This window comes from Isoptericola variabilis (assembly GCF_050311655.1).
Classification (GTDB): domain Bacteria; phylum Actinomycetota; class Actinomycetes; order Actinomycetales; family Cellulomonadaceae; genus Isoptericola; species Isoptericola variabilis.
This window is the reverse complement of sequence record NZ_JBNOZM010000005.1, coordinates 232,873-259,178: the sequence shown is the minus strand read 5'-3', so window position 1 is coordinate 259,178 and position 26,306 is coordinate 232,873. Positions and strand designations below refer to the sequence as shown.

Below are 26,306 nucleotides of genomic sequence, written 5' to 3'. Positions count from 1 at the left end.
GCCGACGGCGGCGGGATCAGCCCGCCGGCACCACCAGGTAGCGGCGGTTCGCCAGCGACGGGTTCTGCCGGCGCACCTGGGCCAGCGGCTCGGGGTCCAGGTCCACCGTGCGGACCTGCGGCGTCTCGTCGAGCTCGAGGCCGACGACGCCGTCCGGCCCGGCCAGGAGCGACCGGCCCACCAGCCCCGGGCCGGACATCCCGACGCCGATCACCACGGCCGTGTTCTCGATGGCCCGCGCGCGCAGCAGCGTGCGCCAGTGGTCCGCCTTGAGCGGCCCGTCCACCCATGCCGCGGGGACGACGATGACGTCCGCGCCGGCGTCCACGAGCCGGCGCGCCGACTCCGGGAAGCGCAGGTCGTAGCAGGTCAGGACGCCGAACGTGAGGTCCCCCAGCCGCAGCACGAGGGGCGGCACCCCGGCCGGGCCGGGCTCGAGGCGGTCGGACTCGCGCGTCCCGAACGCGTCGTACAGGTGCACCTTGCGGTACGCGCCGACGACGGCGCCGGTCGCGTCGACGGCGACGACGGTGTTGAAGGCGCGCGTCGGCGGCCCGGCCGCCGAGCCCGCCGCCGGCGTCGTCCCCGTGATCGCGGGCAGCGACCCGGTGACGGCCGGGAACGACCCCGTCACGGCGGGGAACGTGCCGCTGACGGCGGGGAACGTGCCGCTCACCGCCGGGTGCTGGCCCGTGCCCGTGCTCGGCGCGCCGTAGGCGGGCAGCGTGGTGCCGGCCACCACGGCGATCCGGTACCGCGCGGCGTGCTGGCGCAGGGCCGTGACGAACGGGCCGTCGAGCGGCTCCGCGTGCTCCACGCCGACACCGTGCGGGTCGTAGCCGGAGGAGTACTCGGGCAGCACCAGCAGGTCCGCCCCCACGCGGCCGGCGGCGAGGAAGGCCTCGGCGATCGCCTCGCGGTTGGCGTCGTGGTCGGCCGTGATCGCGAGCTGGCCCACCGTGACCCGCACGCTCGCGCTCATCGGCCGGGCTCGCCGTCCGTGTCGTCGCTCGTGCCGCCGCCGTCCATGCCGTCACCCGCGCCGCCGCGCGCCTGGTCGCCGTCGGGCGCGTCCTCGGGAGCCCCCGGACGACGCCCCGGGCCGTGCAGCCCGAAGTGCTTGGGCTCCTCGAGCGGGATGCCCTGGTCCTCGGCGTTGCGCTGCGCCCGGCGCAGGTGCCGCGTGAGCGACAGGAAGAGCAGCACACAGGCCACGGCCACGGCGAACGTCGCGACGAACCCGGCGAGGCCCGGCGTCACCTGCAGCTCGTCCGGCCCCTGGCTCGGGCTGGGGCTCGGCGCGGCGGCGAGCAGCGCCACCCAGGCGGCGCTCATCGGTCCCCCTCGCGCAGGCCGGCGAACAGGTCGTCCTCGGGCAGCGACGTGGGCACCCGCGAGTCGGCGAGCTCGTACTCCTCGGTGGGCCACACGTCGGCCTCGAGGTCGCGGGGCACGCCGAAGAAGAAGCCGTCCGGGTCGATCTGCGACGCGTGCGCCACGAGGGCGGCGTCGCGCTGCGGGAAGTAGTCCGCGACGGCGATGTGCGTCGTCGCCTCGCGCTCCGGGATCTCGCGCGCCGCGCGCGACTCGATCCAGTCGCCGAACGGCGACTCCAGGCCGGCGCCCTGCATCGCCTCGTGCACGGCGCGCATGCGCGCCATCGAGAAGCCGTGGTTGTAGTACAGCTTGAGCGGCTGCCAGGGCTCCGCGCCGCCGTCGACGACGTACCGGGAGGCGTCGCCGGCCGCGTGGTAGGCCTCGAACGCCACCTCGTGGCACTTGATGTGGTCGGGGTGCGGGTAGCCGCCGGACGGGTCGTAGGTGGTCATGACGTGCGGGCGGAACTCGCGCACGAGCTCGACCAGGGGCGCGGCCGCCTCGTCGAGGGGCACGAGGCCGAACGATCCCTCGGGCAGCGGCGGGAGCGGGTCGCCCTCCGGCAGCCCGGAGTCCACGAAGCCGAGCCAGGTCTGCCGCACCCCGAGCGCCTCGGCCGCGGCCGCCATCTCCAGGCGCCGCACGGCGCGACGCCCCTCGATGGTGTCGAACTCGTGCCCGTCGGGCACCTGGAAGCTCGGGTTGAGGACGTCGCCCCGCTCCCCGCCCGTGCAGGTGACGACGAGCACCTCCACCCCCTCGGCGGCGTACCGCGCGGTGGTCGCCGCCCCCTTGCTGGACTCGTCGTCCGGGTGCGCGTGCACCGCCATCAGACGCAGGGGCTCGGACCGCGGGGTGGGCGGCACGGAGGAGGCGGAGGACAAGGTCCCTCCCGGGGTGACGGGTCGGCAGCGAGGTTCAGGGACAATGGTGCACCATGAGCGAGCCCGTCAGCCCCACTCCGCCCGCCGACCGGTACGGCACGTCGCGTGCCGGACAGGACGGTCGCCCGGACGGACGGCGCCCGCTCGGCACGGGGGCCAAGGTGGCGATCGGCGTCGCCCTCGCGGCCGCCGTCGGCGTGGCGGCCTGGTTCTCGGTCGAGCAGAACCGCCGGGACCCGGTGACGGTGGAGATGGTGGGCTTCGACGTCCGCGACGCCGAGCAGGTGGACGTCACGTTCCAGGTGCACATGCCGCCCGGCACGACCGCCGTCTGCGAGGTGGAGGCGCTCGCGCAGAGCTACGCCCAGGTGGGCACGATCGAGGTGCCCGTGGGCCCCGCCGAGCAGCAGACCTCCACGTACTCCGTCACGGTCCGCACGTCCGAGGAGGCCACGACCGCGGTCGTCGACTCCTGCGACGTCCCCGACGCCTCCTGACACCTCCCGCTTCACGTCGTCGCGACCGCTCACCCTGTTCGCCCAGGGCAGAGGCCTGGGTTCTGGCGCCTCGCCGGGCTATCCTGAGGGATTCACACGCAGTCCTGCCCCAGCCGACGCGCGTGCCGACGCCCGTCGGTCGCCCGCGCACGGCCGAAACAGGCCATCGAGCACCACGAAAGGAGAGCCCTCGTGACCGAGAGCACTGTCACCTGGCTCACCCAGGAGGCTCACGACCGGCTGCAGGCCGAGCTGGAGCACCTCTCCGGCCCCGCCCGCGCCGAGATCGCCGAGCGCATCGCCGCCGCCCGCGACGAGGGCGACCTCAAGGAGAACGGCGGCTACCACGCCGCCCGCGAGGAGCAGGCGAAGAACGAGGCCCGCATCCGCGAGCTCACCGAGAAGCTGCGGCACGTGCAGATCGGCACGCCCGCGGACGACGGCGTCGTGGAGGCCGGCATGGTCGTCACCGCGGTCGTGGCCGGGGACGAGATGACGTTCCTGCTGGGCTCCCGCGAGATCGCCGGCACCACCGACCTCGACGTGTACTCGCCGACGTCGCCGCTCGGCGCCGCGATCGACGGGCACCGCATCGGCGAGAAGGTGGCCTACACCGCGCCGAACGGTCGCGAGATCCCCGTCGAGATCCTCAAGGCCACGCCCTTCGCGGGCTGACCTCCCCCGGGCGCTGCCCGGCACCGACGCATGCCATGGGCGTGCCCGTCCCGACGGGCACGCCCATCGTCGTCCCCGGGCCCCGACCCGACGTCACCCGCGCCGGTCTCACGATACGAGACAGATGGCGATCCATAGAGCCGTCGATGATCCGTCGATGGTCAACGCGACCTTTCGTTGCGCTGCCAACGATCCGAGTCCCACCGCCATGGCCTCCCGGTCGAGGAATGGTCATGACGGGGGTGAACTTTCCCCCGCGGTGCGTCTATGGTCGATGGCGGTATGGACACGACGGACACCGCAACGACCAACCATTCGACCGACGACAGCTCGACCCTCCCGGGCCTCACGGTGCGCCCGCCGACGACGCAGGACGGCGCCGCGATGTGGCGCCTGGCGCGCGACTCGGGCTCGCTCGACCTCAACTCCTCCTACGCCTACCTGCTGCTCGCGGACCACTTCGCCGCGACCTGCCGGCTGGCGTTCCTCCCCGACGGCAGCGCCGGCGCCGAGGGCGAGCCCGTGGGCTTCGTCTCCGCGTACCGGCTGCCCGCCGACCCCGCCACGCTCTTCGTGTGGCAGGTCGCCGTCGACCCGCGGACCCGCGGCCGGCGGGTCGCGGGGCGGCTGCTGGACGCCGTCGTCGACGCGACGGCGGAGGGCGACGGCCCCGCCGTCACCCGGCTGCACACCACCGTGACCACGGACAACGCGTCGTCGCGGCGCGTGTTCGCGCGGTGGGCAGCCGAGCGCGGCGCGACGCTGCGCGAGACGACCGGCTACGAGGCCGCGCACTTCCCCGACGGCCACGAGGCCGAACCGCTGCTGGTGATCGAGGGCATCCGCCCTCCCCGTTGACGTCCCACCTCTCGGGTCCCTCGCGGGTCCGCTGACCTCGGGCTGCGCCGGTTCGGCGCGCAGGTGACGACGCAGCCCCTTCCACCACAAGAACCGCACCGGCGCGCACCACCCCAAGGAGTGTCCTTCGTGACAACCCCGACCGTCCCCACCACCGAGGCGTCCGCCGCCGACGACCCGCTGGGCTTCACCGCCCTCGAGTCGGAGGTCCGCAGTTACTCGCGCTCCTGGCCCGTCGTGTTCGACCGTGCCTCCGGAGCGACGGTCTACGCCGAGGACGGCACCGAGTACCTCGACTTCTTCGCGGGCGCCGGCACCCTCAACTACGGGCACAACAACCCGCTGCTCAAGCAGGTGCTGCTGGACTACCTGACCGACGACCGCATGGTGCACACGCTGGACATGTTCACGTCGGCGCGGCGCGAGTTCCTCGAGACCTTCAACGAGGTGATCCTGGAGCCGCGCGGCCTGGACCACAAGGTCGTGTTCCCCGGCCCGGGCGGCGCCAACGCGGTGGAGGCGGCGCTCAAGCTGGCGCGCAAGGTGACGGGCCGCGAGTCGGTCATCAACTTCACCAACGCGTTCCACGGCATGACCCTGGGTGCGCTGTCCGTGACGGGCAACTCGATGAAGCGCGGCGGCGCCGGCATCCCCCTGGTGCACGCCACCCCGATGCCGTACGACGACTACTTCGACGGCGACGTGCCCGACTTCGTGTACCTGGAGCGCCTGCTCGAGGACAGCGGCTCGGGCCTCAACGCGCCCGCCGCCGTCATCGTCGAGACGGTGCAGGGCGAGGGCGGCATCAACGCCGCGCGTGCCGAGTGGCTGCGCGGCCTGGCCGACCTGTGCAAGCGCCACGAGATCCTGCTGATCCTCGACGACATCCAGATGGGCTGCGGCCGCACCGGCAAGTTCTTCTCGTTCGAGGACGCCGGCATCGTGCCCGACATCATCTGCCTGTCGAAGTCGATCTCCGGCTACGGCCTGCCGATGGCGCTCACCCTGGTGCGCCCCGAGCTGGACATCTGGGAGCCGGGCGAGCACAACGGCACGTTCCGCGGCTTCGCCCCCGCGTTCGCGACGGCGTCCGAGGCGATCCGCACCTACTGGACCGACGACACGCTCGAGACGGCGACGATCGACAAGGGCGCGCTCGTCGAGGCGCACTTCAACTCGCTCGTCGCGCGCTACGGCGACGACGTCCTGGTGGCCAAGGGCCGCGGCCTCGCGCGCGGCCTGCAGACGCCCGACGGCGAGACCGCGAGCCGCATCTGCGACGAGGCGTTCTCCCGCGGCCTGCTCATGGAGACCTCCGGCCCCGACGGCGAGGTGGTCAAGCTGCTGCCGCCGCTGACGATCACCTACGACGAGCTGCAGCGCGGCCTGCGCATCATCAGCGACTCCGTCGCCGCCGTCCTGCCCGCGCCAACGGCCTGACCGGCCGTCCCACCGGCACCGTCCCGCACCACCGCACCCGAACCACCGGAGGTACCACCCATGCTCGTGCGCACGCTCGACGAGATCACCGACACCGACGCCGACGTCAAGAGCGAGAACTGGCGCTCGAAGCGGATCATCCTGGCGAAGGAGGGGGTCGGCTTCTCCATGCACGAGACCACCCTGTACGCCGGCACCGAGAGCTTCTTCTGGTACGCCAACCACATCGAGGCCGTCTTCATCACGTCCGGCGAGGGCGAGATCGAGGACCTCGGCACGGGCGAGGTGCACCAGCTCAAGCCGGGCTCGCTGTACCTGCTCAACGACCACGACAAGCACAAGGTGCGCCCGCGCACGGACATCACGTGCGTGTGCGTGTTCAACCCGCCGGTCACCGGCCGCGAGGTGCACGACGAGAACGGCGTCTACCCGCTGGTCACCGAGCCGGAGCCGACGGCCGAGCCCGAGGCCGCCGCCGTCTGACCCGGTCCCGACCCGCTGTGGGTGGGATCGTGGCCCTGTTTCTTCGCGAAACAGGGCCACGAATCCCACCCACGACGTCGTCTCCGGGTCAGCGGCCGCCGAGGGCGGCGAGGCGGGTGCGCAGGAGGCGGCGGTCGCCCTCGCGGTCGACCTGGTCGAGGGCGCGGCGCAGCTCGACGACGGCGTCGCCGGGGCGCCCGGAGCGGGTCAGCAGGTCCGCGCGCAGGGCCGGCAGCAGGTGGTAGCCCGTCAGCGCCGGGTCCTGCGCGACAACGTCGACCGCGGCCAGGGCGGCGTCGACGCCGTGCACCTCCGCCACCGCGACGGCGCGGTTGAGCGCGACGACGGGCGACGGCGCCAGGTCGAGCAGCACGTCGTAGAGGGCGAGCACCTCCGCCCAGTCCGTCTCCCCCGCGGTCTCCGCCCGGCAGTGCAGCGCCGCGATCGCCGCCTGCACCTGGTACGGCCCCGGCCGGCGCGCCGCGAGCGCCGTGTCGAGCACCGCCAGCCCCTCGTCGATCTCGTCGCGGCGCCATCGCGCGCGGTCCTGCTCCGCCAGGGTCCGCGCGACGCCGTCCGCCCCGGTGCGCGCGTCGCGGCGCGCGTGCTGCAGCAGCAGGAGCGCGAGCAGGCCGCGGGCCTCGGGCTCGTCGGGCAGCAGCCGGGCGGCGAGCCAGGCCAGCCGCACCGCGTCCCCGGCCAGCGCGCGCCGCTCGGCGCACCCCTCGACCTCGTCGGCCGGCTCCGCCCAGGCGTCGTACCCCTCGGTGAAGAGCACGTAGAGCACGGCGAGCACCGCGTCCGTGCGCTCGGCCAGCAGCCCCGGCGGCGGCACCCGGAACGTGATGCCGGTGGCGCGGATGCGCCGCTTGGCCCGGACCAGCCGCTGTGACATCGTCGCCTCGGGGACGAGGAACGCCCGCGCCACCTGGGCGGTCGTCATGCCGGTGAGGGAGCGCAGCGTGAGCGCCACGCGGCCGTCCAGCGGCAGGGCCGGGTGGCAGCACGTGAACAGCAGCCGGACGAGGTCCCCGTCCGGGTCGTCGGGCGACCAGCCCTCGTCCTCGAGGCCGTGCTCGACCTCGTCGTGCACGCCGTCGGCGGACCTCCCCGGCCCGTCGACGCGCTCGCCGCGCCGCGCGGCCGCCACGCTCTTCTCCGCCTCGACCCGGCGACGGCGCAGCACGTCCAGGGCGTGCCGCCGCGCCGTCGTCGTGAGCCACGCGCCGGGCCGCTCGGGGACGCCGTCGCGCGACCACGTGCGCAGCGCCGTGGCGAACGCCTCCTGCGCGGACTCCTCCGCGAGGTCGAGGTCGCCGGTGGCGCGCGCCACCGCGCCGAGGACGCGTCCCCACTCGCTGCGGAACGCGTCCTCGACGGCGGAGGTGGTCGTCACGCGGGTCCGGTGCCGTCGGTCGGCCAGAACGGGTGCACCTCGACCGTGCCGGCGCCCCGGGCGCCGGGGTGCTCGGCCGCGATCGCGAGGGCCGCCTCGAGGTCGGGCGCCTCGACGATGTCGAACCCGCCGATGACGTCCTTGGTCTCGGTGAACGGGCCGTCCGTGACCAGGGTGCGGCCGTCGGACACCCGGACGCGTCGCACGTCGGCGGCCGGCCGCAGCCGCTCCCCCAGCACGCGCGAGCCGTCGGCGTCGCGCCGGCGCACCCAGTCCTCGATGTCGGCGTCCGGCCCGCGGTCGGGCACGTCGGGCTCGATGACGAGCAGCAGGTACCGCATCACGCGCCCCCGTCCGTCGCGCCGGCGACCTCGAGGTTCAGCGGCCAGAACGGCCGCAGCTCGATGGCGCCCTCGTGGGCCATGGGGTGCTCGGTGGCGATGGTGATCGCGGTGTCGAGGTCGGGAGCGTCGATGACGTCGAACCCGCCGATCGCCTCCTTGGTCTCCGAGAACGGCCCGTCGGTGACGAGCGCGCGCCCGCCCCGCACCCGCACCCCGACCGCGTCGGCCGGGGGGCGGAGCCGGTCGCCCAGCACGGCGGCACCGCTGCCGTAGTACTTCTCCACCCACCCCTCGATGGGCGGCGCGCCCGCGACGTCCTCCGGGCGCAGCTCCGGGTCCTCGGGGGTGGACAGCACCAGCATCAGGTAGCGCACGGCGATCTCCTTCGGTCGGTTCCTCATCCTGCACGGCCGTGGAGGCCGTGTACATGAGCACGACGAACGGGAGCCCGTCCGACAGACACCTCGCCGGACATCGGGTCGACGGCTACTTGATCCCCGTGCTCGCGATCCCCTGCACGAAGGTCTTCTGGAAGACCAGGAACACCACGAGCAGCGGCACGACGGCGACGGTCGCCACCGCCATCACGGCACCCCACGGCGAGGCGAACGCCGGGTTGCTGGTCAGGGTCGACAGCCCGACCGGCACGGTAAGGCTCTCGTTGCCCTGCAGCACCACGAGCGGCCACAGGAAGTCGTTCCAGCGGTTCATGAACCCGAGGATCACGAGGACGCCGACCAGCGGGCCGCAGGAGGGCAGCACCACCCGGAAGAAGGTGCGCAGCTCCCCCGCGCCGTCGAGCCGCGCGGCCTCGATGAGCGCGTCGGGCACGCCCAGCATGAACTGGCGGGCGATGAAGATGCCGACGACGTCGAACAGGGTGGGCAGGATGACCGCCCACGGCGAGTCGACGAGACCCAGCCGCGCCACGACGAGGAACGCCGGCACCAGCGTGACCTGGATGGGGATCATGATCGTCACGAGGAACACCGCGTACAGCAGGCCGCGCCCGCGGAACCGGTACTTCGCGAGCGCGTACCCGGCGCCGAGCGAGACGCCCACGGACAGCGCGGTGCCGACGGTCGCGACGAGGAACGAGTTGCCGAGCCACCGCCACACCGGCTGGGTGGCGAAGACCTCGGTGAAGTTGCCGAGGGTGGGCGCGTCGGGCCACAGGTAGAAGTCGCTGCTCTGCGACTGCCCGCCCGGGGTGAGGGCCGAGACCACCATCCAGTACAGCGGGAAGACGACGAGGATCGCGACGGCGGTGAGGCCGGCGGTGAGCAGCCAGCGGCGGCGGTGGGACCGGCGCTCGCGCGGGCCGCGGCCGGACCGCGGCTCGGCGGCGGGGCGAGCGGGCAGGACGGCGGTGGTCACAGGAGCTCCTCGGCTTTCTTCGTCGCGCGCTGCCGCAGCAGCGTGAAGACCAGCAGGATCAGCACGAGCAGCAGGCCCAGCGCCGCGGCGTAGCCCATGCGGGCGTCGGCGAACGCCGACCGGAACACGTACTGGATGAGGACGGTCGTGGAGAAGCCGGGGCCGCCGCCGGTCATCACGTAGATGACGTCGAAGGCCTGCAGCGAGAACACGACGTTGAGGATGAGCAGGATCGACGTCGTCGGGGCGAGCATCGGCACGGTGAGGCGCCGGAACCGCTGCCAGCGGCTCGCTCCGTCGATGGCGGCGGCCTCGCGCAGCTCGGACGGGATCGACTGGAGGGCCCCGAGGTAGATCACCATGCAGAAGCCGATGCGGGTCCACACGACGACGAGGACCAGCGTGAGCATCGCCGTGCGCGGGGACGTCAGCCACGGCAGCCCCTCCAGCCCGACCGCCCGGAGCGCGTTGTTCGCGACACCGTAGTCCGGGTTGAAGATCCACGACATGATCACGCCGACGACGACGCCGGCCGCGACCATCGGCACGAAGAAGAGCGCCCGCAGCAGGCCCCGCCCCGGCAGCGGGCGGTTGAGCGCGACGGCGAGCGCCAGGCCGACCGCCATCGCGGTGGGCACCGTGCCGACGGTGAAGACCAGCGTGTTGAGCAGGGCCGTGCGCAGCAGCGGGTCCGACAGCATGGTCCGGTAGTTGTCCGCGCCCACCCACTGCCCGTCGCCGAGCGTGGCGGTGTCCTGGAACGACAGGGCGACCGCGATGACGATCGGCACCAGCGAGAAGGCGAGGAAGAGCAACCCCGCCGGGCCGACGAACAGGTAGGGCGCCCAGCGGCCACGACGGCGGCCCGCGGGCCCGCCCGTCCGCGACGTCGCACGCGCGACGTCGGCCGCCGGGGACGGCGGCTCGGTGGTTGCCGGCGCCGTGAGGGTCTCACCGCGTGGTGACACTGCGCATCGCCTCCGTCATCTGGGCGCCGCACTCGGCGGGCGTGAGCTCGCCGAGGAAGCACAGGTCGAGGTAGTCCGCGAAGACCGAGTTGAGGGAGCTGAAGTACGGCCCGGACTGGGCCCGCACCATGGAGAGCGGGATCGTCGTGGCCTGGTCGATGAACTGCTGCATCGTGTCCTCGTGCCGGTCGTAGCCGATGTCCGCGGCGTCCAGCGAGGAGCGGGCGGGCAGCCAGTTCCCGCGCCGGCAGAACTCCGCGACGTTGGTGCGGCTCGTGAGGAAGGCGACCAGCTCGGCCGCCAGCTCGGGGTGCTTGCTGGACCTCGTCACCGCCAGCGCGTTGCCGCCGAGGTCGGACGCCTCGCCGCCGTTGCGGATCATGTAGGTGGTGCCCCACTCGTCCGGACGGGCCTCGTCGAGGGCCGCGATGGCCTCGGGGTTGTCCAGCAGCAGCCCGGTCTGGCCGGTGGCGAAGAGGTCGCGCCCGACGGCGCCGCCGCCGGACTTGCTCATGTTCGCCGGCGAGACCAGCCCGTCGGCGTACCAGCGGCGGCCGAAGTCCAGGGCGCCGACGGCGGCGTCGGTGTCCATGCTCGGCGTCTCGCCGTCCTCGCCCAGGAACGCGCCCCCGTTCTGGTACACGAGCGGCATCCAGCGGTACGCCGTCTCGGGACCGCTCCAGCCGTAGCCGAACCCGTACCGCCCGGTGATCTTCTGCGCCTCGGCGGCGATCTCGAGGAACTCGTCCCAGTGCCACGCCTCGTCGAGGGTCCGCGGCACGTCCACGCCGATCTGCTCGATCACCCGCTTGTCGTAGTAGGTGATGAAGTTGTCGGTGTGCTGGAAGACGCCGAACAGGCCGTCCGCCTTGGCGCCGATCGCCCAGAACGGCTCCGACCAGTCGTCCTGGTACTCCGGCGGCACCGCGCCCGTGAGGTCCACGAGGCTGCCGTTGGCGGCGTAGCGGCCGATCTGCTGCGGCGTGATGCGGATGATGTCGGGCGCGAGGTCCGCCGCCAGCCGGGTGATGAACCACTGGTGGAACTGCCCGGTCGTGACCTCCACCGCGACGCTGGTGCCAGGGTGGGCCGCCACGAACTCGTCGGCGAGCGCCTGGTACGACTCCAGGTCCAGCGGGATGTTCCACGAGGACAGCCGCAGGTGCTTCGTGCCGGTCGGGGCGCCGGAGCAGGCCGCGAGCGCCCCGGCCACGCTGATCCCGGCCACGGCCAGGAAGCTCCGTCGGGACAGCCTGCGCGCGACCGGGTGCCTGCCGGGCACCGATGAGGTCGGCATGTCGTCTCCTCTTCGTCGAGGGATCGTCGAGGGATCGTCGAGGTCGGGCGGCGCGGCGCGCGGCCCGCGGCGGTGCCCCGGCGACGTCGCCGGGGCACCGGGGCGCTCAGAGCGCCGGGGCGGGCTCGCGCTCGGGGACGGCCGCGACGGGGGCCGCCGGGCGCAGCGCGGCGGGCAGCAGGGCGGCGTGCGCCTCGAGCAGCTCGTCGGTCATCGCCCGGGCCTGCTCGAGCGTGCAGTGCACGGACGTCAGCGGGTCGAGGGCGACGGCGTGGTGCACGTGCTCGACGTCGCCGGTGAGGGCGGCGCGGACGGCGAGCGTCTGCACGTTGACGTTGGTGCGGTTGATCGCCGCGAGCTGCGGCGGGAGCTCCCCGAACGACGTCGGCTGCACGCCGTTCGCGTCCACCAGGCACGCGACCTCGACGCACGCGTCGTCGGGCAGGTTGGTGATGACGCGGCCCGCGTTGGGCACGTTGCCGTAGACGACGGCGGGCACGCCCGTGACGACGGCGTTGACGATCGACGCCCCGTACTCGACCGACGGGGTGAGGTCGGCCTTGAGCCGCTCGAGCTGCTCGTCCACGTCGCCCTGCTCGTCGTGCGAGGCGCAGATCTCGTAGTAGTCCCAGCGCTCCGGGAGGTACTCGAGGATCGTCCCGGCGTCCTTGCGGAACCACGGCACGTACTCCGATGCGTGGTGGCTGGACTCCGTCTCGAAGTACCCGAAGTGGTTCATCAGCGTGGTGCGCACCTGCTCGTTGCCGCCCTCGTAGGTGCTGGCGGCGAGCGCGGCGTCCGAGTGGTCGCCGTCGTCGACGAGCAGGTCCGCGGCCGCGCGGCCGGGCACGTGGCGCTCCGCCATGACCTCGCGCAGGCGCGGGTACAGGTCCTCGGCGCCGCGCCGGAACTCGAGGATCCAGGCCTGGTGGTTGATGCCGGCGCACCGGTAGGAGACCTCGTCGTAGGGGACGCCGAGGGTGCGCGCGAGCATGCGGGTGGTGCCCTGCACGCTGTGGCACAGGCCGACCGTGCGCAGCCCGAGGGCGTTGAGGTAGGCGGTGGCCATCGCCATCGGGTTGGCGTAGTTGATGAACTGCGCGTCCGGGCAGACCTCCAGCGCGTCGGCCGCGATGTCCTGGTACGCGCGCACCGAGCGCAGGAAGCGGAACACCCCGCCGGGGCCGACCGTGTCGCCCACGGTCTGGTCGACGCCGTAGCGGCGCGGGATCTCGACGTCGTGCCGGTAGGACTCCACGCCGCCCACCTGGAACGTGATGATGACGAAGTCGGCCCCGTCGAGGGCCGCCCGCCGGTCCGTGGTCTGCTCGACGACGGTGGGCAGGCCGTGGTGGTCCACGAGCTCGCGCGCCGCGCCCGCCACCCGGTCCAGGCGGCCGGCGTCGAGGTCCATGAGGCACAGCGTGGCGTCGCGCAGGGCGGGGAAGCTGAGCAGGTCACCGATGAGCCGGAACGGGAACACGAAGCCGCCGGCGCCGATGATGGTGATCTTCGGGGAATGAGCCATGCAGCGACGCTAGGCCCGAGGATGGCGGTCGATCCTCCGGATCGGTCGCCCCGCTTTCCGGGATCCTTCGCACCCCCTAGGCTCCCCCGCATGACGCTGACGGTCGACGACGTCCGCCTGGAGGAGGCCGCCCTGTGGGTGCGGCACGGGGCGCCGCCGGTGATGGAGCACCCGCACCGGCACGACGACCTGGAGCTCAACCTCGTGCACGCGGGCCGCCTGGAGTACCTGTTCGGCGGGTCGACGCTGCGGGTCGAGGCGGGCGAGGTGGCGCTCTTCTGGGGCGGCACGCCGCACCAGCTCGTCGACCCGGGGTCCGTGCCGACCGAGGTGTCGTGGGTGCACGTGCCGCTCACCGAGGTGCTCGGCTGGGCGCTGCCGGCCGAGCAGATCGCTGTGCTGCTGCGGGCGCGCCCCGTCGTCGTGCCCTCCGCCGCGCTCGCCCGCGACGTCGGCGCGCTCTTCGCCCTGTGGCACCGCGACGTCCTCGCGGGCGGCGACCACGCCGTCGTCATGCTCGAGGTGCAGGCCTTCGTGCGGCGGGCGCTCGCCGCCGCGGACGCCGTCGGGACCCCCGGCCCAGCGGGCGACGCGGCCGCCGCGCCGGGGCCGTCCGGCGCGGCCGCGCGCGCCACCGCGATGGCCCAGTTCGTGGCGGAGCACTACCGCTCCCCCATCGCGCCGTCCGACGTCGCGCGCGCCGTGCACCTCAGCCCCAGCCACGCGATGACGCTGTTCAAGCGGGTGGTGGGCACCACCCTCGGCACCTACATCGCGCGGTGCCGCGTGGCCGAGGCGCAGCGCCTGCTCATCACGACGGACGCCACCACGGTGGAGGTGGGGCACGCGGCCGGGTTCACGTCGCAGAGCAGCTTCTACGACACCTTCCGCCAGATCTGCGGGTGCGCGCCCGGGGACTACCGGCGCGCGCTGCGCTGAGCCGGAGCGGCGCGGCGCAGCACGACCTGGGCGAGGGCGAGCGCGGTGAGCGCGCCGGTCGCGACGAGCCAGGGGCCGCGGTAGCCGGACAGCAGCGCGCCCAGCGACAGACCGAGCAGGGCCACGCCCACGACCAGCCATCCCGGGCCCCCGGGCCGCGCGACGGCGCTCCGCCTCCGGTGCTCGGCCGCGGCCTGCCGCGCGACGACGGCACGCGCCCACGGGCCGGCGGCGAGCGCCCCGAGGACGCCGATGCCGACCGCGAGCAGGCGGCCGCGGGTCACGCCGTCGTCGAGCATCAGCGCGCCGCCGTAGCCCGCGCTGAAGCCGAGGGCGAGCACGAGGAGCGGGGCGTCGAGCCAGCGCAGACCGGTGCCGGTCGTGGCGATCACGACGTCACGCGACCGCGAACCCCGCGGCACGCAGCCGCTCGACGACGGCCTCGCAGTGCTCGGTCCCCTTGGTCTCGAGCTGCAGGTTCACGAGCACCTGCGCCACCGTGAGCGACGTGTCCGTGCGCGTGTGCTCCACCTGCACGATGCTCGCGCCCGCGTGCGCGACGACGTCGAGCAGCTCGGCCAGCGAGCCCGGCTTGTCGTCGATGCACACGCGCAGCTGGAGGTACCGGCCGGCGGCGACGAGACCGTGCTGCACCACGCGCAGCAGGAGCAGCGGGTCGATGTTGCCGCCGGTGAGGACGGGGACGATGGTGCCCGGCAGCGAGCCGGGCTCGGCGGCCAGCACCGCCGCGACGCCGGCGGCGCCCGACGGCTCGACGATCAGCTTGCCCCGCTCGGCGACGAGCAGCAGGGCGCGCGACATCTCCTCCTCGGAGACGGTGCGCACCTCGACGCCGAGGCGGGCCAGCACCTCGAACGGCACGTCGCCGGGGGTGCCGATGGCGATGCCGTCCGCCATCGTCGCGCCGAGCGCCCGCGGGACGGGACGGCCCGCGGCCAGCGACCCCGGGTACGCGGCGGCGGTCTCCGCCTGCACGCCGACGACCTTGACCTGCGGGGCCGCCTCGGCGAGGACGGTCGCGATGCCGGCGACCAGGCCGCCGCCGCCGAGCGGCACGACGACCGTGCCGACGTCGGGCACCTGCTCGAGGATCTCGAGCGCGACCGTGCCCTGGCCGGTCACGACGTCCAGGTGGTCGAACGGGTGGATGAGCGTGCGCCCGGAGCGGGCGGCCTCCGCGCGGGCGGCGACGAGCGCCTCGTCCACGCTCTCGCCGACCTGCCGCACCTCGGCCCCGTAGCCGCGGGTGGCGCGCAGCTTCGGCACCGACGCGTCCACGGGCATGTAGACGATGGCGTGGATGCCGAGCATCTGCGCCGCGAGCGCCACCCCCTGCGCGTGGTTGCCCGCGCTGGCGGCGACGACGCCGCGCGCCTTCTCCTCGTCGGACATCCGGCTCAGCCGCGTGTACGCGCCGCGGATCTTGAACGACCCCGCGCGCTGCAGGTTCTCGCACTTGAGGACGACGGGCGCGCCCGCGACCTCCGACATCGCGCGGAACGCCTGCACCGGGGTTCGGGTGATGACGCCGTCGAGCAGGCGCGCCGCCGCGCGGACGTCCTCGAGGGTCACGTGGTCGATCGGGGGGTGTGCTGCTGCCACTTACCTGTTCTCTCCTGCCGGGCCCGCGTCGGGCGAGGCAGGGGCGCCGGTCGTGCTGCCGTCCGTGCCGGCATCCGTGGTGCCGCCCGTCGTCGTCTCCTGCGACGACCCCCGTCCCGACCAGAGCAGGGTACCGGGCAGCTGCGAGCGTTTGCGCAGCAGGGGCAGGTGGTCCTCCGTGCCGAGCTCGGGGAACTTGTCGTGGCCGTGGAAGTACAGCAGCACCGTGTTGAGCACGGCCGCGAGCGGCACCGCGAACAGCGCCCCGACGATGCCGGCCGCGAGGCTCCCGGCGGCGACCACGAGCACCACGGCCACCGGGTGCAGCGACACCGCGTGGCCCATGAGGAACGGCTGGAGGATGTGGCTCTCGGCCTGCTGCACCAGCAGCACGATGCCGAGCATGATGAGGGCGGCGATCCACCCCTTGGCCACCAGCACGACGGCGGTGGCGATCGCGCCGGTGACGATCGCGCCGATGATCGGCACGAACGAGCCGACGAACACGAGGATGCCGATCGGGAGCGCCAGGGCCGGCACGAAGAACACCGACCCGATCCCGATGCCGACGGCGTCGACGAAGGCGACGAGGATCTGGGTGCGCACGTAGGCCGACAGGGTGACGAGCCCGCGACGGCCGGCCTGGTGCACGTTCTCCCGCGCCCGCACGGGCAGCAGGTTGACCAGCCAGGTCCAGATGGTGCGGCCGTCGAGCAGGAAGAAGATCGTGCAGAACAGGGCGATGAGCGCCCCGACGAAGACGTGCCCCACGGTGGTCGCGGCGCCCAGCGCCCCGGAGACGAGGCCCGAGCTCTCCACCAGCGAGCCCTGCAGCTGCTGGCCGTACTGGGACAGCTGCTCGGAGTCGAGCTTGAGCGGGCCCTCGGCGAGCCAGGTCGTGAACTGGCGGAAGCCCTCGACCGCCTGGTCCGCGAGGTCCTGGAAGCCGCTGACGATGGACGTGCCGGCCAGCGTGATCAGGCCGCCCACCAGCACGATCAGGCCGATGATCGACAGGGCCGTCGCGAGGCCCTTGCCCAGGTGCCACCGCTGGAGGGTCCGTCGCACGGGCGCCAGCAGGATGGTCACCAGCAGCGCGATGGCGACCGGCACGACGATCGTCTTGAGCGCCGCGAGCAGCCACAGGAAGCCGGCGACGGCGGCGGCGATCAGCAGCACGCGCCACGACCAGGAGGCCGCCGCGCGGACGCTCAGCGGGACGGTGTCCGCGCCGGAGGGGGAGGTGCGTTCCGAGCTCACGCGGAAAACCCTAGGTGGCCCGCGGTCTCGACGCGCGGGGGCGCACCCGCGAGCCGGGTCGGCGTGCCCAGGCACCGACCGAGATCTTCACGGCGCGTCCACAGGTTTGTCGCCCCGGCGCACGGATAGGTTCGCGGCGGGCGGCGCCGCCCGGGCGCCGCCCACCGCTACGAGGAGGTAGCACGGTCGTGACAGCGAACCCAGCGCGAGACCTCAGCAGCAGCACCCGCTCCCCTGCCGACCACCAAGCCGACCATCATGCCCGCCGCCCTGCCCGCCACCGCGGGCCGGGCGCGGGCCGACGACGCGCCTGGCGGGCGGTCGCCGCCACGGCCGCCGCCCTCGTGGCGGTGCCCCTCGCGAGCGCTCCCGGCCTCGCGGCGCAGGACCCGCCGGGCAGGCCGCCGTCGTCCGGACCCGTCGTCCCCGCGGACCCGCAGCAGTGGGCCGACCAGGCCGAGATGACGTGGGACGACTACGTGCCGGTGCGGCCGGACGAGTGGGCGTCCGCCGACACGTCGCAGGGCTCCGAGGTGCAGTACCGCACCGCGGTGATCCTGCTCGAGTTCACCGACCAGCCGATGCTCATCACCCAGGAGCCCGGCTCGCACCCGTTCGGCAACCCGCAGGAGGGCTTCGAGCCGGTGTCCGAGGACCAGGTGGACGACTGGTACCTCGACTACTTCACCGTGCCGAGCGAACGCAACGGCTTCCAGACGCTGCACTCCTACTGGATGGAGGACAGCCACGGGAGGATCGGCGTCGACGCCGAGGTGTTCGGCGCCTACGACCTGCCCGGCAAGCTGCACGAGTACGGCATCGACGACCGCATGAACGGGCCGATCGAGCAGTTCTGCCCGCAGGGCGACGAGTGCGGCAAGGACCTGCGCGCCGACGGGATGGCGCTGTGGCGCGACGCCATCGGCTGCACCACGGACGACTTCTGCGGGTTCGACAACGTCTTCATCGTCACCGCGGGCCACGACGAGTCCTCCACGTGGGAGGAGTTCGGGCGGCAGAAGTACGCGAGCAAGGAGGACGTGCCCGACGAGCTCGGGCCGCCGCGCCACGCGGACGGCACCCCGGTGCTCAACCAGCTCGGCGAGCCGATGACGAACTGGGCCAGCACCCGGTACGTGGACTGGACGTCGTGGCGGGCCGCGGCGAACCACTGGCCGAACGCCGGCGGCGGCATTTCGACGCAGGCGGAGAGCTCGGGGCTGAGCGTGTTCGCCCACGAGTTCAGCCACCTGCGCGGCCTGCCGGACAACTACAACAACCCGTTCGCGGACGACACCCGCAATTTCACCGGCTACTGGGAGATGATGAGCCGCGGGACGTTCAACGGGCCCGGCGGGACCCACCAGCGCTGGCAGGTGCCCAACGCGGGCGGCTCCGGCCTCGGGCCGCACCACATGGTGCACTACAAGCAGGACCTGGGCGTGCTCACCGACGACATGACGGTGCAGCTCACGCGCAGCGGGCTGGCCGAGGACGGCGTCGCCGTCGCCACGCTCCGCTCGCGCGAGCACGTGCCCGGCAAGGGCGACAAGGTCGCGCTCGACCTCGACGTCGACGGCGGCTGGACCGCCGGGGCGTGCGAGGCCCAGGTCCCCGAGGACCCCGGGTTCTGGTGCCCGGACGGCACCGGCTGGCAGGACTACACCATGGAGGTCGTGGACCGGGTCGGCAACGACTCCTTCGCGCCCGGGCACGGCGTGCTGCTGGCGCAGAACCAGTCGAAGGGCAGCCCCCGCGAGTGGCTGGTCGACGCCAACCCGCAGGACATCGACCGGGTCGACTACGTGGGTCCCGACGGCGAGGACGTCAAGGTGGTGCGCGGCGACCCACGCCAGCTCGATGACGCCACCTTCCACGCCGGCACGGGCTCCGGCAGCGTGGCGGAGTGGGTGGACGAGCCCAACCGGCTGCACCTGTACGTGCTGGACGCGTACCGCGACCGGGACGGCGTGCTGTCGTACGACGTCGCCGCCCGCTCGCTCGACGGCTCCGGCGACCAGGAGCGTGACGGCCGGCTCGGCCGGGCCCGGACCGCTCCCGTCGGCAGCGACACCGCGCTGGTGACGTCGCGCCTGACGAACACGGGCGAGGCGGGCGAGGGCGTGCACGCCTCCGACGTCTACCGCCTGTCCGCGACCGTGGACGGCGAGGGCTGGGACGTCACGCTCCCGTACGAGCTGACGGCCGTCGAGGCCGGGCACGCCGAGACCGTCGCCGCGTACGCCACGGCCGGCGCCGGAGCGGCCCGGGAGGCCACGGTGACGATCACCGCGACCAGCGAGTCCGACCCCGACGTCGTCACCACGACGACCGTCACGCTGACGCAGCGCGACCTGCGGGTCACGCCGACGAGCACGGCGACGCTGGTGGGCGACTACGCCGCCCAGGGCGTGCTCACCCACGGCGAGAGCACGCGGCTGCTCACCCAGATCGGCCTGGTGGCGACGCTGCCGCCGCACGCCGCCGACCGGGCGCTCGACCGCTTCCAGCGGTTCGCCGCGGACGTCGCCTCCGAGGGCCGTCGCAACCTCGCGAGCGCGGCCCTCGTGTCCGCCGCGGAGGACCTGCGGCGCTGACGCGGCTCCGCCGGTGGGCGAGCCCGTCGAGACCCGACCTCAGGTGTCGACGGGCTCGTCCACCGGCGTCAACCGGCCTCCGGACGCCGCTTCTGCGGGTAGACGGTCTCGCCGCGTTCCAGCATCGCGACGAACTTCGCCACGTTCCGCTCGCGCGCCTCCGCCGTCTTGAGCGCGCCCAGGCGGTGCAGGATCGCGTAGCGGTTCTGCGAGGTCAGCACCTCGAACATCGCCGTCGCCGCCGGACTGGCCGCCAGCGCCGCCTCCAGGTCCGGCGGCACCTCGGCGCGCGCGGAGCCGTGGTACGCGGCCTCCCAGCGTCCGTCCGCCTTCGCGGCGTCGATCTCCGCCTGCCCGCGCGGCCGCATCCGGCCCTCGTCGATCAGGCGGGCCACGATCTCCTGGTTGCGCACCGACCAGCGGCTGCGCGGCCGGCGCGGGCAGAACCGCTGCAGCATCGTGTCGGCGCCCAGGCTGCGCATCTGCGCGTCGATCCACCCGCTGCACAGCGCCTCCTCGAGCGCCGTCGCGTGCGTGAGCGTCGTCGGCGCCGGGCGGCCCTTCTTCGCGAGCACCAGCCACACGCCGTCGGGAGTGTCGGCCTCGTGCTCGTCCAGCCACGCCCGCCACCCCGCCGGGTCGGGCAGCACGAGCTGGTCGGGCAGGTCAGGGCGGTCGTCGGCCATGACGGGACCGTAGCGCCCGGACTGCCCGCGGGCATGCTCGAAGGCAGGAACACCCGGCGGCACGATGTCGTTGCGCACTACGGGACCGATGGGTCCCGACCAAGGAGGTAACCCGATGAACTCGATCTTCGACCAGCTGCTCGGCCGCTCCGGCAAGACCACCATGGTGGCGCCGGAGGACGCGCTGCCCGGGCGCGAGTCGCCCGTCCTGCCCGCCGCCCGACCGCACACGGTGCTCGGCACGTCGCTCACGGGTCCGTGGCCCGAGGGCACGCGGGTGCTGTACCTGGCGATGGGCTGCTTCTGGGGCGCCGAGGAGATCTTCTGGCAGGTGCCCGGGGTCGTGAGCACGGCCGTCGGCTACATGGGCGGCACGACGCCGAACCCGACGTACGAGGAGGTGTGCACGGCGCGCACCGGGCACACCGAGACCACCCTCGTCGCCTACGACCCGGCCAGGGTCTCCGAGGCCGAGCTGCTCAAGATCTTCTGGGAGCGGCACGACCCGACGCAGGGCTTCCGGCAGGGCAACGACGTTGGCACGCAGTACCGCTCGGCGGTCTACTGGACCACGCCCGAGCAGGAGCAGGCGGTGCGCGAGACGGCCGAGCGGTACGCGGAGGTGCTCGCGGCGAAGGGCTACGACCCCATCACCACCGAGCTGCGTCCGGCCGTCGAGGCCGGCCCGTTCTACTACGCCGAGGACTACCACCAGGAGTACCTCGACAAGAACCCGAACGGCTACCGCTGCCACGCGACGACGGGCGTGCCCTACCCCGACGCCGCGTGACCCCCTCCGGCCGGAGGCGCATCCCGCCTCCGGCCGGTCAGTCCTGCAGGTACTGCAGCACCGCGAGCACGCGGCGGCTGTAGCCGTCGGCGGCGTCGAGCCCGAGCTTGGTGAAGATGGCGTTGCCGTGCTTCTCGACGGCCGAGAGCGACAGGTGCAGCGCGGTCGCGATCCCGGCGTTCGTGCGCCCCTCCGCCATGAGGCCGAGCACGTCCCGCTCGCGCGGGGTCAGCCGGGCGAGCGGGTCCGTCCGCCGCGAGTCCGCGAACAGCTGGCGCACCACCTCGGGGTCGACGACGAAGTCTCCGCGGGCCACCCGGTGCAGCGCGTCCAACAGCTCCGCGACCCGCATGACGCGGTCCTTGAGCAGGTACCCGACTCCCGCTCCCCCGCCGGTCACCAGCTCGCGCGCCGAGCCGCTCTCCACGTACTGCGACAGCACGAGCACCGCCACGGCGGGCCAGCGGCGCCGGATCTCGAGGGCGGCTCGGATGCCCTCGTCGGTGTGCGTGGGCGGCATGCGCACGTCCACGACGACGACGTCCGGCGGCGTGCGCGCGCCCAGCAGCGCGAGGAGCTCCGCGGCGTCGCCGACGGCGGCGTCCACCGTGATGCCCTCGTCGGTCAGGAGCGCTCGCAGGCCCTCGCGCAGCAGCGCCGAGTCCTCCGCGATCGTCACGCGCACGGCAGCACCGCCCGCACCGCCGTCGGCCCGCCGGCCGGGCTGCGCACGTCGAGGGTGCCGCCCAGCGAGCCGGCGCGCGCGGCGAGCCCCGCCAACCCGCGGCCCCCGCCGAGCCCGGCGCCGCCGACGCCGTCGTCCTCGACCGTCACGACCACCGCGCCGTCGGACGGCGCGACGACCACGTCCACGCGGGAGGCCCGCGCGTGCTTCCCCACGTTGGTGAGCGCCTCGGCGACGACGTAATACACGCACGCCTCGACGGGCGGCGGCACCGGGCCCGGCACGCGGTAGTCCAGCCTGGCCGGCGGTGCGGACCGGGCGGCCAGCCGCCCGAGCGCGGGTCGCAGGCCCTGGGTGTCGAGGGCCGTGGGGTGCACGCTCCACGCCACGTCGCGCACCGCCGTCAGGAGGCGCTCGGTCTCGTCGGCGGCCTGCGCGAGCAGGGCGTCACGGGCGGCGTCGTCGGTGGCCCGGCGGCTGCGGTCGACGAGCATCCCCAGCGCGACCACGTGCTGCTGCGCGCCGTCGTGCAGGTCACGCTCCACCCGGCGGCGTTCCGCCTCGACCGCCGCGACGATCCCGGCGCGGGACGCGACCAGCGACTCGATGCGGGACACCAGCTCGGCGGGGTCCTCGTGGCCGAGGTAGCGCGCGGCGGCGGCTCGCTCGAGCGCCGCGGTACCGACCAGCCCCATCACCGCGAGGTAGAGCAGCAGCACTCCCGGGACCGCCGCCGACAGGACCGTGAGCCCGGTCGTGGGCTCACCCTCGTCGTCGGTCAGCGCCGGGACGCGCAGGTCGAACGCCCACGAGGCGATCATCAGCACCGCGGCCAGCACCCCGTACGCGAGCAGCAGGAGGACGCCCAGCCCGGTGAGGCCGACGACGAGGCGCACCGCCAGGTACCTCGCGCGCCGGTCGGTCGCCGTGGGGGCGCCGGCGGGGCGGCCCAGCCAGCGTTCGAGCCGCCGGACGTGCAGCGCCACCGCCGCGGCGAGCACGCGGTCACGCCGCGCCCGGGCGCCCGGGACGACCCCGCCCACGACGGCCAGGGCGCCCGCCGCGGCCAGGGCGGCGGCGTCGAGCGGGACGAGGCACGCCCCGAGCACGACCCCGTACGTCGCGCGGGAGACGGAGCTGGGGACGGCCACCCGGCAACCCTAGCCACGGGACGCGGGTGCCGTACTGCGGTGAACCGCACCCCTGACCTGCGGTTCCCCGCTCCGGACCGTGCGTGAAGCCGCGTCGTGGCGGTGGCCGCCCCGTTCGTAGCGTCGACGGCATGAGCACAGCACTCCTCGCGACGGCCACCACGGCGACCACCCTCACGACGACCGCGACGGCGGGCGACCCTGGGATCGTCTCCCGCCTCACCGACTGGGCGGTGGGCCTCATGGAGTCGCTCGGCGCACCGGGCGCGGGTCTTGCCGTCGCCCTCGAGAACCTCTTCCCGCCCATCCCCAGCGAGGTGATCCTGCCGCTCGCCGGGTTCACCGCGAGCCAGGGCTCGCTCGGGCTGCTCCCCGTGGTCCTGTGGACCACCGCAGGGTCCGTCGTCGGAGCGCTCGCCCTCTACCTCGTCGGTGCGGCGATCGGCCGGGACCGGCTGCGACGCGTCGTCGACCGCATGCCCCTGGTCCGCGTCGAGGACCTCGACACCGCGGAGGCGTGGTTCGCCCGGCACGGCGCGCGCGCCGTCCTCATCGGCCGGCTGATCCCCATCGTGCGGAGCCTGATCTCCGTGCCCGCCGGCGTCGAGCGGATGCGGCTGGGCCGGTTCGTGGCGCTCACGGCGGTCGGCAGCCTCGTCTGGAACTCCGCCCTCGTGCTCGTCGGGTACCTGCTGGGCGAGCAGTGGCCCGCCGTGGAGGACGTCATGGGCCGCTACCAGTCGGTCGTGATCGTGCTGGCCGGCGTCGCGGTCGCCTGGTACGTCGTGCACGCCGTGATCACACGCCGTGCCGTGGTCGGCCGGCGGCACGCGCGCTCGCGCTGACGCTCGGGCGGGGCACGGGTGTGGAATGGGGTCATGAGCGAGCAGCCCACCACGCCCGACGTCCCCACTCGCACCGCTGCCGACGGCACCGCGATCCCCGCCGTCGGCTTCGGCACGTACAAGCTCAAGGGCGCGGGCGGCGCCGACGCGATCGCCCGGGCCATCGACGCCGGGTACCGGCTGATCGACTCGGCGTTCAGCTACGAGAACGAGGGCACCGTCGGCCGTGCCGTCCGCGCGTCGTCCGTGCCGCGCGAGGAGCTGCTGATCACGTCGAAGCTGCCCGGCCGCCGCCAGGCCTACGACGACGCCGTCGCCACCGTCGAGGAGTCGGTGTACCGCAGCGGGCTGGACCACCTCGACCTGTACCTCATCCACTGGCCCAACCCGCGCATCGGTAAGTACGTCGAGGCGTACCAGGCGCTGGTCGACTGCCGGGAGCGCGGCCTGATCCGCCACGTCGGGGTCTCGAACTTCCTGCCCGAGCACCTCGACGCGGTCATCGAGGCCACCGGCGTGACCCCGGTCGTGAACCAGATCGAGCTGCACCCGTACTTTCCGCAGGCCGAGCAGCGCGCCGCCGACGCCGAGCGCGGCATCGTCACCGAGGCGTGGAGCCCGATCGGGCGTGCCAACGCCATGCTCACCGATCCCGTCGTCGCCGAGGTGGCCGCCGCGCACGACGTCTCCCCCGCCCGCGCGATCCTGCGCTGGCACGTGCAGCTCGGCGTCGTCCCCATCCCCAAGGCGTCGAGCCCGGAGCGCCAGGCCGACAACCTCGACCTGTTCTCGTTCGAGCTCACCGACGACGAGATGGCCCGCATCACCGGCCTCGGCCGGCCCGACGGCCGCACCAACGACCAGGACCCGGCGGTCTACGAGGAGCTCTGAGCCCCACCGCGGGACGCGCTCAGGGGCGATGCAGGGCGTGGGGCTCCGCGTCCACGTCGTGCCCCATCGCCTCGCGGTACAGGGCAGGGTAGTCGGCGGCGATCCCCTGCAGCAGGGTCTCGACGACGGTCTCGATCTCGGCGGGGGTCGTCGTCGCGTGCCCGAAGAGCGCCCGGTAGTGGACGAACGATCCGAGCAGGTCGACGGCGAGATCCAGGTCGAGGTCGGCGCGGAGGTCGCCGCGCTCCCGCGCCCCGGACAGTGTGCGCCGCACGGCCTCCCGGGGCGGGTCGAAGAGCCGCGCCATGAACTCGGCGCGCAGCGCCGGGTCGTCCGCCGTGTCGGCAAGGAGTGGCGCGAGCACGCCCGGCGGGAGCTGCTCGAACGCCGAGACGAAGAGGCCGAGGCACTCGGCCAAGTCGCACATCGTGCACGAGGTGTCGGGGGGTGTCACGCGCCCGATCCGGCTCTCCAGCGCGGCCAGCGCCAGGCGCTGCCGGGTGGGCCATCGCCGGTAGAGCGCGGGCTTCGACGTACCCGCCCGGCGCGCCACGTCCCCGAGGGACAGCCGGGCGTATCCGACGTCGTCGAGGGCCGCGAGGGTCTCGGCGAGCACGGCGCCGTCGATCCCGGTATCGCGCGGGCGGCCGACCCGCGCGGCCGGCTCGGGCGGACCGGACTCGGAGAACACCGTTGACATGCCCTCACCCTACAGTTTAATTTCGTTACGCGACGTAATGGAACAACGAGGGGACCGACGATGATCCGCACCCGCAGCCTGACCCGCACGTTCCGCACCGACCACGGCACGGTCGAGGCCGTCCGCGACGTCGACCTCGACGTCGCCGCGGGGGAGGCCGTCGCCCTGCTCGGACCGAACGGCGCCGGCAAGAGCACGACCCTGCGCATGCTCACCACCCTGCTCCCCCCACCCGCGGCACCGCGACGGTGGCGGGTGCCGACGTCGCGCGCGAGCCCGTCGCCGTCCGCCGCCGCATCGGCTCCATCGGGCAGGGCAACGGCTCGTTCGACGGGCTGCGCGTCCTCGAGGAGCTCACCTCCCAGGCACGTCTCTACGGCCTGTCGCGGCGCGCGGCGCGGCGCCGCGGCGAGGAGCTGGTCGCCGAGCTGGAGCTCACCGGGCTCGAGGACCGGGACGTCGCCACCCTCTCGGGCGGCCAGAGGCGACGCCTCGACCTCGCGATGGGCCTCGTTCACCACCCACCCGTCGTGTTCCTCGACGAGCCGTCGTCCGGCCTGGACCCGCACAGCCGGGCCCACCTGTGGGCCCACGTCGCGCGGATGCGGGCGGAGCAGGGCACCACCGTGGTCCTCACCACCCACTACCTGGACGAGGCGGACGCGGCGGCCGACCGGGTCGTCGTCGTCGACCACGGCGAGGTCATCGCCGACGGGACGCCGGACCAGCTCAAGGGCAAGGTCTCCGGAGACCTCGTGACCGTGGAGCTCGCTGACGTCGCCGACGCATCGGCGGCCGCCGGGGTCGCGGCCCGCATGCCGGGCGCCCAGGACATCGAGCGCGCCGACGACATCGTGCGGTTCCGGGTCGCCGGCGGCGACACGGTGACGCCGGAGGTCGTGCGAGCGATGGACTCCGCGGGCGTCCGGCTGCGCGGCACCCGCGTGCAGCGCCCCACCCTCGACGACGTCTTCCTCACGCTCACCGGCCGCAGCCTGCGCGATGCCGCCTGACC

Annotated in this window: 28 protein-coding genes and 1 pseudogene; 12 read left to right on the top strand and 17 right to left on the bottom strand. The window is 73.9% G+C overall.

All coding sequences use genetic code 11. The features are described 5' to 3' along the window. Positions 1-16: 16 nt before the first annotated feature. From ACQP60_RS13390 to mca, 3 genes are read right to left on the bottom strand one after another with little or no spacing between them, the layout of a single operon-like run. Positions 17-982 carry a carbon-nitrogen hydrolase family protein gene (locus ACQP60_RS13390; RefSeq protein WP_429733375.1) on the bottom strand — a complete coding sequence of 322 codons (966 nt, stop codon included), beginning with the start codon at positions 980-982 and terminating at the stop codon, positions 17-19. After that, positions 979-1,335 (bottom strand): hypothetical protein, encoded by a 357-nt coding sequence (locus ACQP60_RS13385; protein WP_429733372.1) that lies wholly within the window; start codon positions 1,333-1,335, stop codon positions 979-981. Before ACQP60_RS13385 ends, ACQP60_RS13390 begins: the two co-directional genes overlap by 4 nt. Further along, entirely contained in the window at positions 1,332-2,207 is an 876-nt protein-coding gene (mca, locus tag ACQP60_RS13380; protein ID WP_429733628.1) for a mycothiol conjugate amidase Mca, read from the bottom strand. Before mca ends, ACQP60_RS13385 begins: the two co-directional genes overlap by 4 nt. A gap of 107 nt (positions 2,208-2,314) precedes the next feature. On the opposite strand from mca, the gene ACQP60_RS13375 reads away from it, so the two are divergent. The 5 genes from ACQP60_RS13375 to ACQP60_RS13355 all read left to right on the top strand — a co-directional run bounded on the left by ACQP60_RS13375 (position 2,315) and on the right by ACQP60_RS13355 (position 6,214). Beyond that, positions 2,315-2,758 carry a DUF4307 domain-containing protein gene (locus tag ACQP60_RS13375; RefSeq protein ID WP_429733369.1) on the top strand — a complete coding sequence of 148 codons (444 nt, stop codon included), beginning with the start codon at positions 2,315-2,317 and terminating at the stop codon, positions 2,756-2,758. Between the two features lie 192 nt (positions 2,759-2,950). Then, positions 2,951-3,433, top strand: coding sequence for a transcription elongation factor GreA (gene greA, locus ACQP60_RS13370; protein WP_429733366.1), 483 nt, complete (start codon positions 2,951-2,953; stop codon positions 3,431-3,433). A 282-nt stretch (positions 3,434-3,715) separates the two neighbouring features. Then, complete coding sequence (gene ectA, locus ACQP60_RS13365; protein WP_429733363.1) at positions 3,716-4,291, top strand: diaminobutyrate acetyltransferase; 576 nt, start codon at positions 3,716-3,718, stop codon at positions 4,289-4,291. 129 nt (positions 4,292-4,420) lie between these two features. Beyond that, on the top strand, positions 4,421-5,731 hold the full coding sequence (gene ectB / locus ACQP60_RS13360) for a diaminobutyrate--2-oxoglutarate transaminase (protein WP_429733360.1): 1,311 nt from the start codon (positions 4,421-4,423) through the stop codon (positions 5,729-5,731). Positions 5,732-5,791: 60 nt separating this feature from the next. Then, complete coding sequence (locus ACQP60_RS13355) at positions 5,792-6,214, top strand: ectoine synthase (protein WP_429733357.1); 423 nt, start codon at positions 5,792-5,794, stop codon at positions 6,212-6,214. Between the two features lie 88 nt (positions 6,215-6,302). On the opposite strand, the gene ACQP60_RS13350 is transcribed toward ACQP60_RS13355, so the two are convergent. The 7 genes from ACQP60_RS13350 to melA form a co-directional block, all read right to left on the bottom strand. After that, a complete protein-coding gene (locus tag ACQP60_RS13350; protein WP_429733355.1) occupies positions 6,303-7,610 on the bottom strand; it encodes an RNA polymerase sigma factor in 1,308 nt (435 codons plus the stop codon). Further along, positions 7,607-7,951 carry a YciI family protein gene (locus ACQP60_RS13345; protein ID WP_429733626.1) on the bottom strand — a complete coding sequence of 115 codons (345 nt, stop codon included), beginning with the start codon at positions 7,949-7,951 and terminating at the stop codon, positions 7,607-7,609. The genes ACQP60_RS13350 and ACQP60_RS13345 overlap by 4 nt, the downstream gene beginning before the upstream one ends. Beyond that, positions 7,951-8,355, bottom strand: a complete 405-nt coding sequence (locus ACQP60_RS13340) for a YciI family protein (RefSeq protein WP_429733352.1) — start codon at positions 8,353-8,355, stop codon at positions 7,951-7,953. Before ACQP60_RS13340 ends, ACQP60_RS13345 begins: the two co-directional genes overlap by 1 nt. Before the next feature lie 85 nt (positions 8,356-8,440). Then, the gene (locus ACQP60_RS13335; protein ID WP_429733349.1) at positions 8,441-9,331 is read right to left on the bottom strand and encodes a carbohydrate ABC transporter permease; all 891 of its coding nucleotides are present in this window, start codon (positions 9,329-9,331) and stop codon (positions 8,441-8,443) included. Further along, on the bottom strand, positions 9,328-10,299 hold the full coding sequence (locus ACQP60_RS13330) for a carbohydrate ABC transporter permease (RefSeq protein WP_429733347.1): 972 nt from the start codon (positions 10,297-10,299) through the stop codon (positions 9,328-9,330). The genes ACQP60_RS13335 and ACQP60_RS13330 overlap by 4 nt, the downstream gene beginning before the upstream one ends. Further along, positions 10,283-11,596 carry an ABC transporter substrate-binding protein gene (locus ACQP60_RS13325; RefSeq protein WP_429733344.1) on the bottom strand — a complete coding sequence of 438 codons (1,314 nt, stop codon included), beginning with the start codon at positions 11,594-11,596 and terminating at the stop codon, positions 10,283-10,285. Before ACQP60_RS13325 ends, ACQP60_RS13330 begins: the two co-directional genes overlap by 17 nt. 106 nt (positions 11,597-11,702) lie before the next feature. Continuing rightward, positions 11,703-13,124 (bottom strand): alpha-galactosidase, encoded by a 1,422-nt coding sequence (gene melA / locus ACQP60_RS13320; RefSeq protein WP_429733341.1) that lies wholly within the window; start codon positions 13,122-13,124, stop codon positions 11,703-11,705. 90 nt (positions 13,125-13,214) lie between these two features. Between melA and ACQP60_RS13315 the strand changes: the two genes are divergently transcribed. After that, positions 13,215-14,063, top strand: a complete 849-nt coding sequence (locus ACQP60_RS13315; protein ID WP_429733338.1) for a helix-turn-helix domain-containing protein — start codon at positions 13,215-13,217, stop codon at positions 14,061-14,063. On the opposite strand, the gene ACQP60_RS13310 is transcribed toward ACQP60_RS13315, so the two are convergent. The 3 genes from ACQP60_RS13310 to ACQP60_RS13300 are packed head-to-tail and all read right to left on the bottom strand — an operon-like array spanning position 14,042 to position 16,946. Further along, the gene (locus tag ACQP60_RS13310) at positions 14,042-14,455 is read right to left on the bottom strand and encodes a hypothetical protein (protein ID WP_429733335.1); all 414 of its coding nucleotides are present in this window, start codon (positions 14,453-14,455) and stop codon (positions 14,042-14,044) included. The two genes, ACQP60_RS13315 and ACQP60_RS13310, sit on opposite strands and share 22 nt — an antisense overlap. Before the next feature lie 4 nt (positions 14,456-14,459). Beyond that, the gene (gene ilvA / locus ACQP60_RS13305) at positions 14,460-15,686 is read right to left on the bottom strand and encodes a threonine ammonia-lyase (protein ID WP_429733332.1); all 1,227 of its coding nucleotides are present in this window, start codon (positions 15,684-15,686) and stop codon (positions 14,460-14,462) included. Next, positions 15,687-16,946, bottom strand: coding sequence for an AI-2E family transporter (locus tag ACQP60_RS13300; RefSeq protein ID WP_429733329.1), 1,260 nt, complete (start codon positions 16,944-16,946; stop codon positions 15,687-15,689). Between the two features lie 188 nt (positions 16,947-17,134). Here ACQP60_RS13300 and ACQP60_RS13295 point away from each other — a divergent pair, with 188 nt between their 5' ends. Further along, a complete protein-coding gene (locus ACQP60_RS13295) occupies positions 17,135-19,543 on the top strand; it encodes a M6 family metalloprotease domain-containing protein (protein WP_429733326.1) in 2,409 nt (802 codons plus the stop codon). A 68-nt stretch (positions 19,544-19,611) separates the two neighbouring features. On the opposite strand, the gene ACQP60_RS13290 is transcribed toward ACQP60_RS13295, so the two are convergent. Next, positions 19,612-20,229 carry a YdeI/OmpD-associated family protein gene (locus tag ACQP60_RS13290; RefSeq protein WP_429733324.1) on the bottom strand — a complete coding sequence of 206 codons (618 nt, stop codon included), beginning with the start codon at positions 20,227-20,229 and terminating at the stop codon, positions 19,612-19,614. Positions 20,230-20,344: 115 nt separating this feature from the next. Between ACQP60_RS13290 and msrA the strand changes: the two genes are divergently transcribed. After that, positions 20,345-21,019 carry a peptide-methionine (S)-S-oxide reductase MsrA gene (gene msrA / locus ACQP60_RS13285; RefSeq protein WP_429733321.1) on the top strand — a complete coding sequence of 225 codons (675 nt, stop codon included), beginning with the start codon at positions 20,345-20,347 and terminating at the stop codon, positions 21,017-21,019. Positions 21,020-21,056: 37 nt separating this feature from the next. Here msrA and ACQP60_RS13280 read toward each other — a convergent pair whose 3' ends face one another. Continuing rightward, a complete protein-coding gene (locus ACQP60_RS13280) occupies positions 21,057-21,704 on the bottom strand; it encodes a response regulator (RefSeq protein WP_429733318.1) in 648 nt (215 codons plus the stop codon). After that, a complete protein-coding gene (locus ACQP60_RS13275; RefSeq protein WP_429733315.1) occupies positions 21,695-22,855 on the bottom strand; it encodes a sensor histidine kinase in 1,161 nt (386 codons plus the stop codon). The genes ACQP60_RS13280 and ACQP60_RS13275 overlap by 10 nt, the downstream gene beginning before the upstream one ends. A 131-nt stretch (positions 22,856-22,986) precedes the next feature. On the opposite strand from ACQP60_RS13275, the gene ACQP60_RS13270 reads away from it, so the two are divergent. Next, on the top strand, positions 22,987-23,700 hold the full coding sequence (locus ACQP60_RS13270) for a DedA family protein (RefSeq protein ID WP_429733312.1): 714 nt from the start codon (positions 22,987-22,989) through the stop codon (positions 23,698-23,700). Between the two features lie 33 nt (positions 23,701-23,733). After that, entirely contained in the window at positions 23,734-24,591 is an 858-nt protein-coding gene (locus ACQP60_RS13265) for an aldo/keto reductase (protein ID WP_429733309.1), read from the top strand. Between the two features lie 19 nt (positions 24,592-24,610). Here the strand turns inward: ACQP60_RS13265 and ACQP60_RS13260 are convergent, their stop codons facing one another. Beyond that, the gene (locus ACQP60_RS13260) at positions 24,611-25,291 is read right to left on the bottom strand and encodes a TetR/AcrR family transcriptional regulator (RefSeq protein WP_429733307.1); all 681 of its coding nucleotides are present in this window, start codon (positions 25,289-25,291) and stop codon (positions 24,611-24,613) included. 60 nt (positions 25,292-25,351) lie between these two features. Here ACQP60_RS13260 and ACQP60_RS13255 point away from each other — a divergent pair. Continuing rightward, a pseudogene (locus tag ACQP60_RS13255) lies at positions 25,352-25,875 on the top strand (ATP-binding cassette domain-containing protein); the annotation flags it as partial. A gap of 18 nt (positions 25,876-25,893) precedes the next feature. Further along, positions 25,894-26,304, top strand: coding sequence for an ATP-binding protein DrrA1-3 family domain-containing protein (locus ACQP60_RS13250; RefSeq protein ID WP_429733623.1), 411 nt, complete (start codon positions 25,894-25,896; stop codon positions 26,302-26,304). The last annotated feature ends 2 nt before the right edge of the window (positions 26,305-26,306 follow it).

What these genes read in the sequence shown, in the direction of transcription:
- ectA (WP_429733363.1), top strand. Translation starts at nt 3,716, where the DNA reads ATGGACACGACGGACACCGCAACGACCAACCATTCGACCGACGACAGC.
- msrA (WP_429733321.1), top strand. Translation starts at nt 20,345, where the DNA reads ATGAACTCGATCTTCGACCAGCTGCTCGGCCGCTCCGGCAAGACCACC.
- ACQP60_RS13375 (WP_429733369.1), top strand. Translation starts at nt 2,315, where the DNA reads ATGAGCGAGCCCGTCAGCCCCACTCCGCCCGCCGACCGGTACGGCACG.
- ACQP60_RS13340 (WP_429733352.1), bottom strand. Translation starts at nt 8,355, where the DNA reads ATGAGGAACCGACCGAAGGAGATCGCCGTGCGCTACCTGATGCTGGTG.
- mca (WP_429733628.1), bottom strand. Translation starts at nt 2,207, where the DNA reads ATGGCGGTGCACGCGCACCCGGACGACGAGTCCAGCAAGGGGGCGGCG.
- melA (WP_429733341.1), bottom strand. Translation starts at nt 13,124, where the DNA reads ATGGCTCATTCCCCGAAGATCACCATCATCGGCGCCGGCGGCTTCGTG.
- ACQP60_RS13390 (WP_429733375.1), bottom strand. Translation starts at nt 982, where the DNA reads ATGAGCGCGAGCGTGCGGGTCACGGTGGGCCAGCTCGCGATCACGGCC.
- ACQP60_RS13385 (WP_429733372.1), bottom strand. Translation starts at nt 1,335, where the DNA reads ATGAGCGCCGCCTGGGTGGCGCTGCTCGCCGCCGCGCCGAGCCCCAGC.
- ACQP60_RS13265 (WP_429733309.1), top strand. Translation starts at nt 23,734, where the DNA reads ATGAGCGAGCAGCCCACCACGCCCGACGTCCCCACTCGCACCGCTGCC.
- ACQP60_RS13260 (WP_429733307.1), bottom strand. Translation starts at nt 25,291, where the DNA reads ATGTCAACGGTGTTCTCCGAGTCCGGTCCGCCCGAGCCGGCCGCGCGG.
- ACQP60_RS13290 (WP_429733324.1), bottom strand. Translation starts at nt 20,229, where the DNA reads ATGGCCGACGACCGCCCTGACCTGCCCGACCAGCTCGTGCTGCCCGAC.
- ACQP60_RS13315 (WP_429733338.1), top strand. Translation starts at nt 13,215, where the DNA reads ATGACGCTGACGGTCGACGACGTCCGCCTGGAGGAGGCCGCCCTGTGG.
- ACQP60_RS13345 (WP_429733626.1), bottom strand. Translation starts at nt 7,951, where the DNA reads ATGCGGTACCTGCTGCTCGTCATCGAGCCCGACGTGCCCGACCGCGGG.
- ACQP60_RS13270 (WP_429733312.1), top strand. Translation starts at nt 22,987, where the DNA reads ATGAGCACAGCACTCCTCGCGACGGCCACCACGGCGACCACCCTCACG.
- ACQP60_RS13250 (WP_429733623.1), top strand. Translation starts at nt 25,894, where the DNA reads ATGCGGGCGGAGCAGGGCACCACCGTGGTCCTCACCACCCACTACCTG.
- ACQP60_RS13355 (WP_429733357.1), top strand. Translation starts at nt 5,792, where the DNA reads ATGCTCGTGCGCACGCTCGACGAGATCACCGACACCGACGCCGACGTC.
- ACQP60_RS13325 (WP_429733344.1), bottom strand. Translation starts at nt 11,596, where the DNA reads ATGCCGACCTCATCGGTGCCCGGCAGGCACCCGGTCGCGCGCAGGCTG.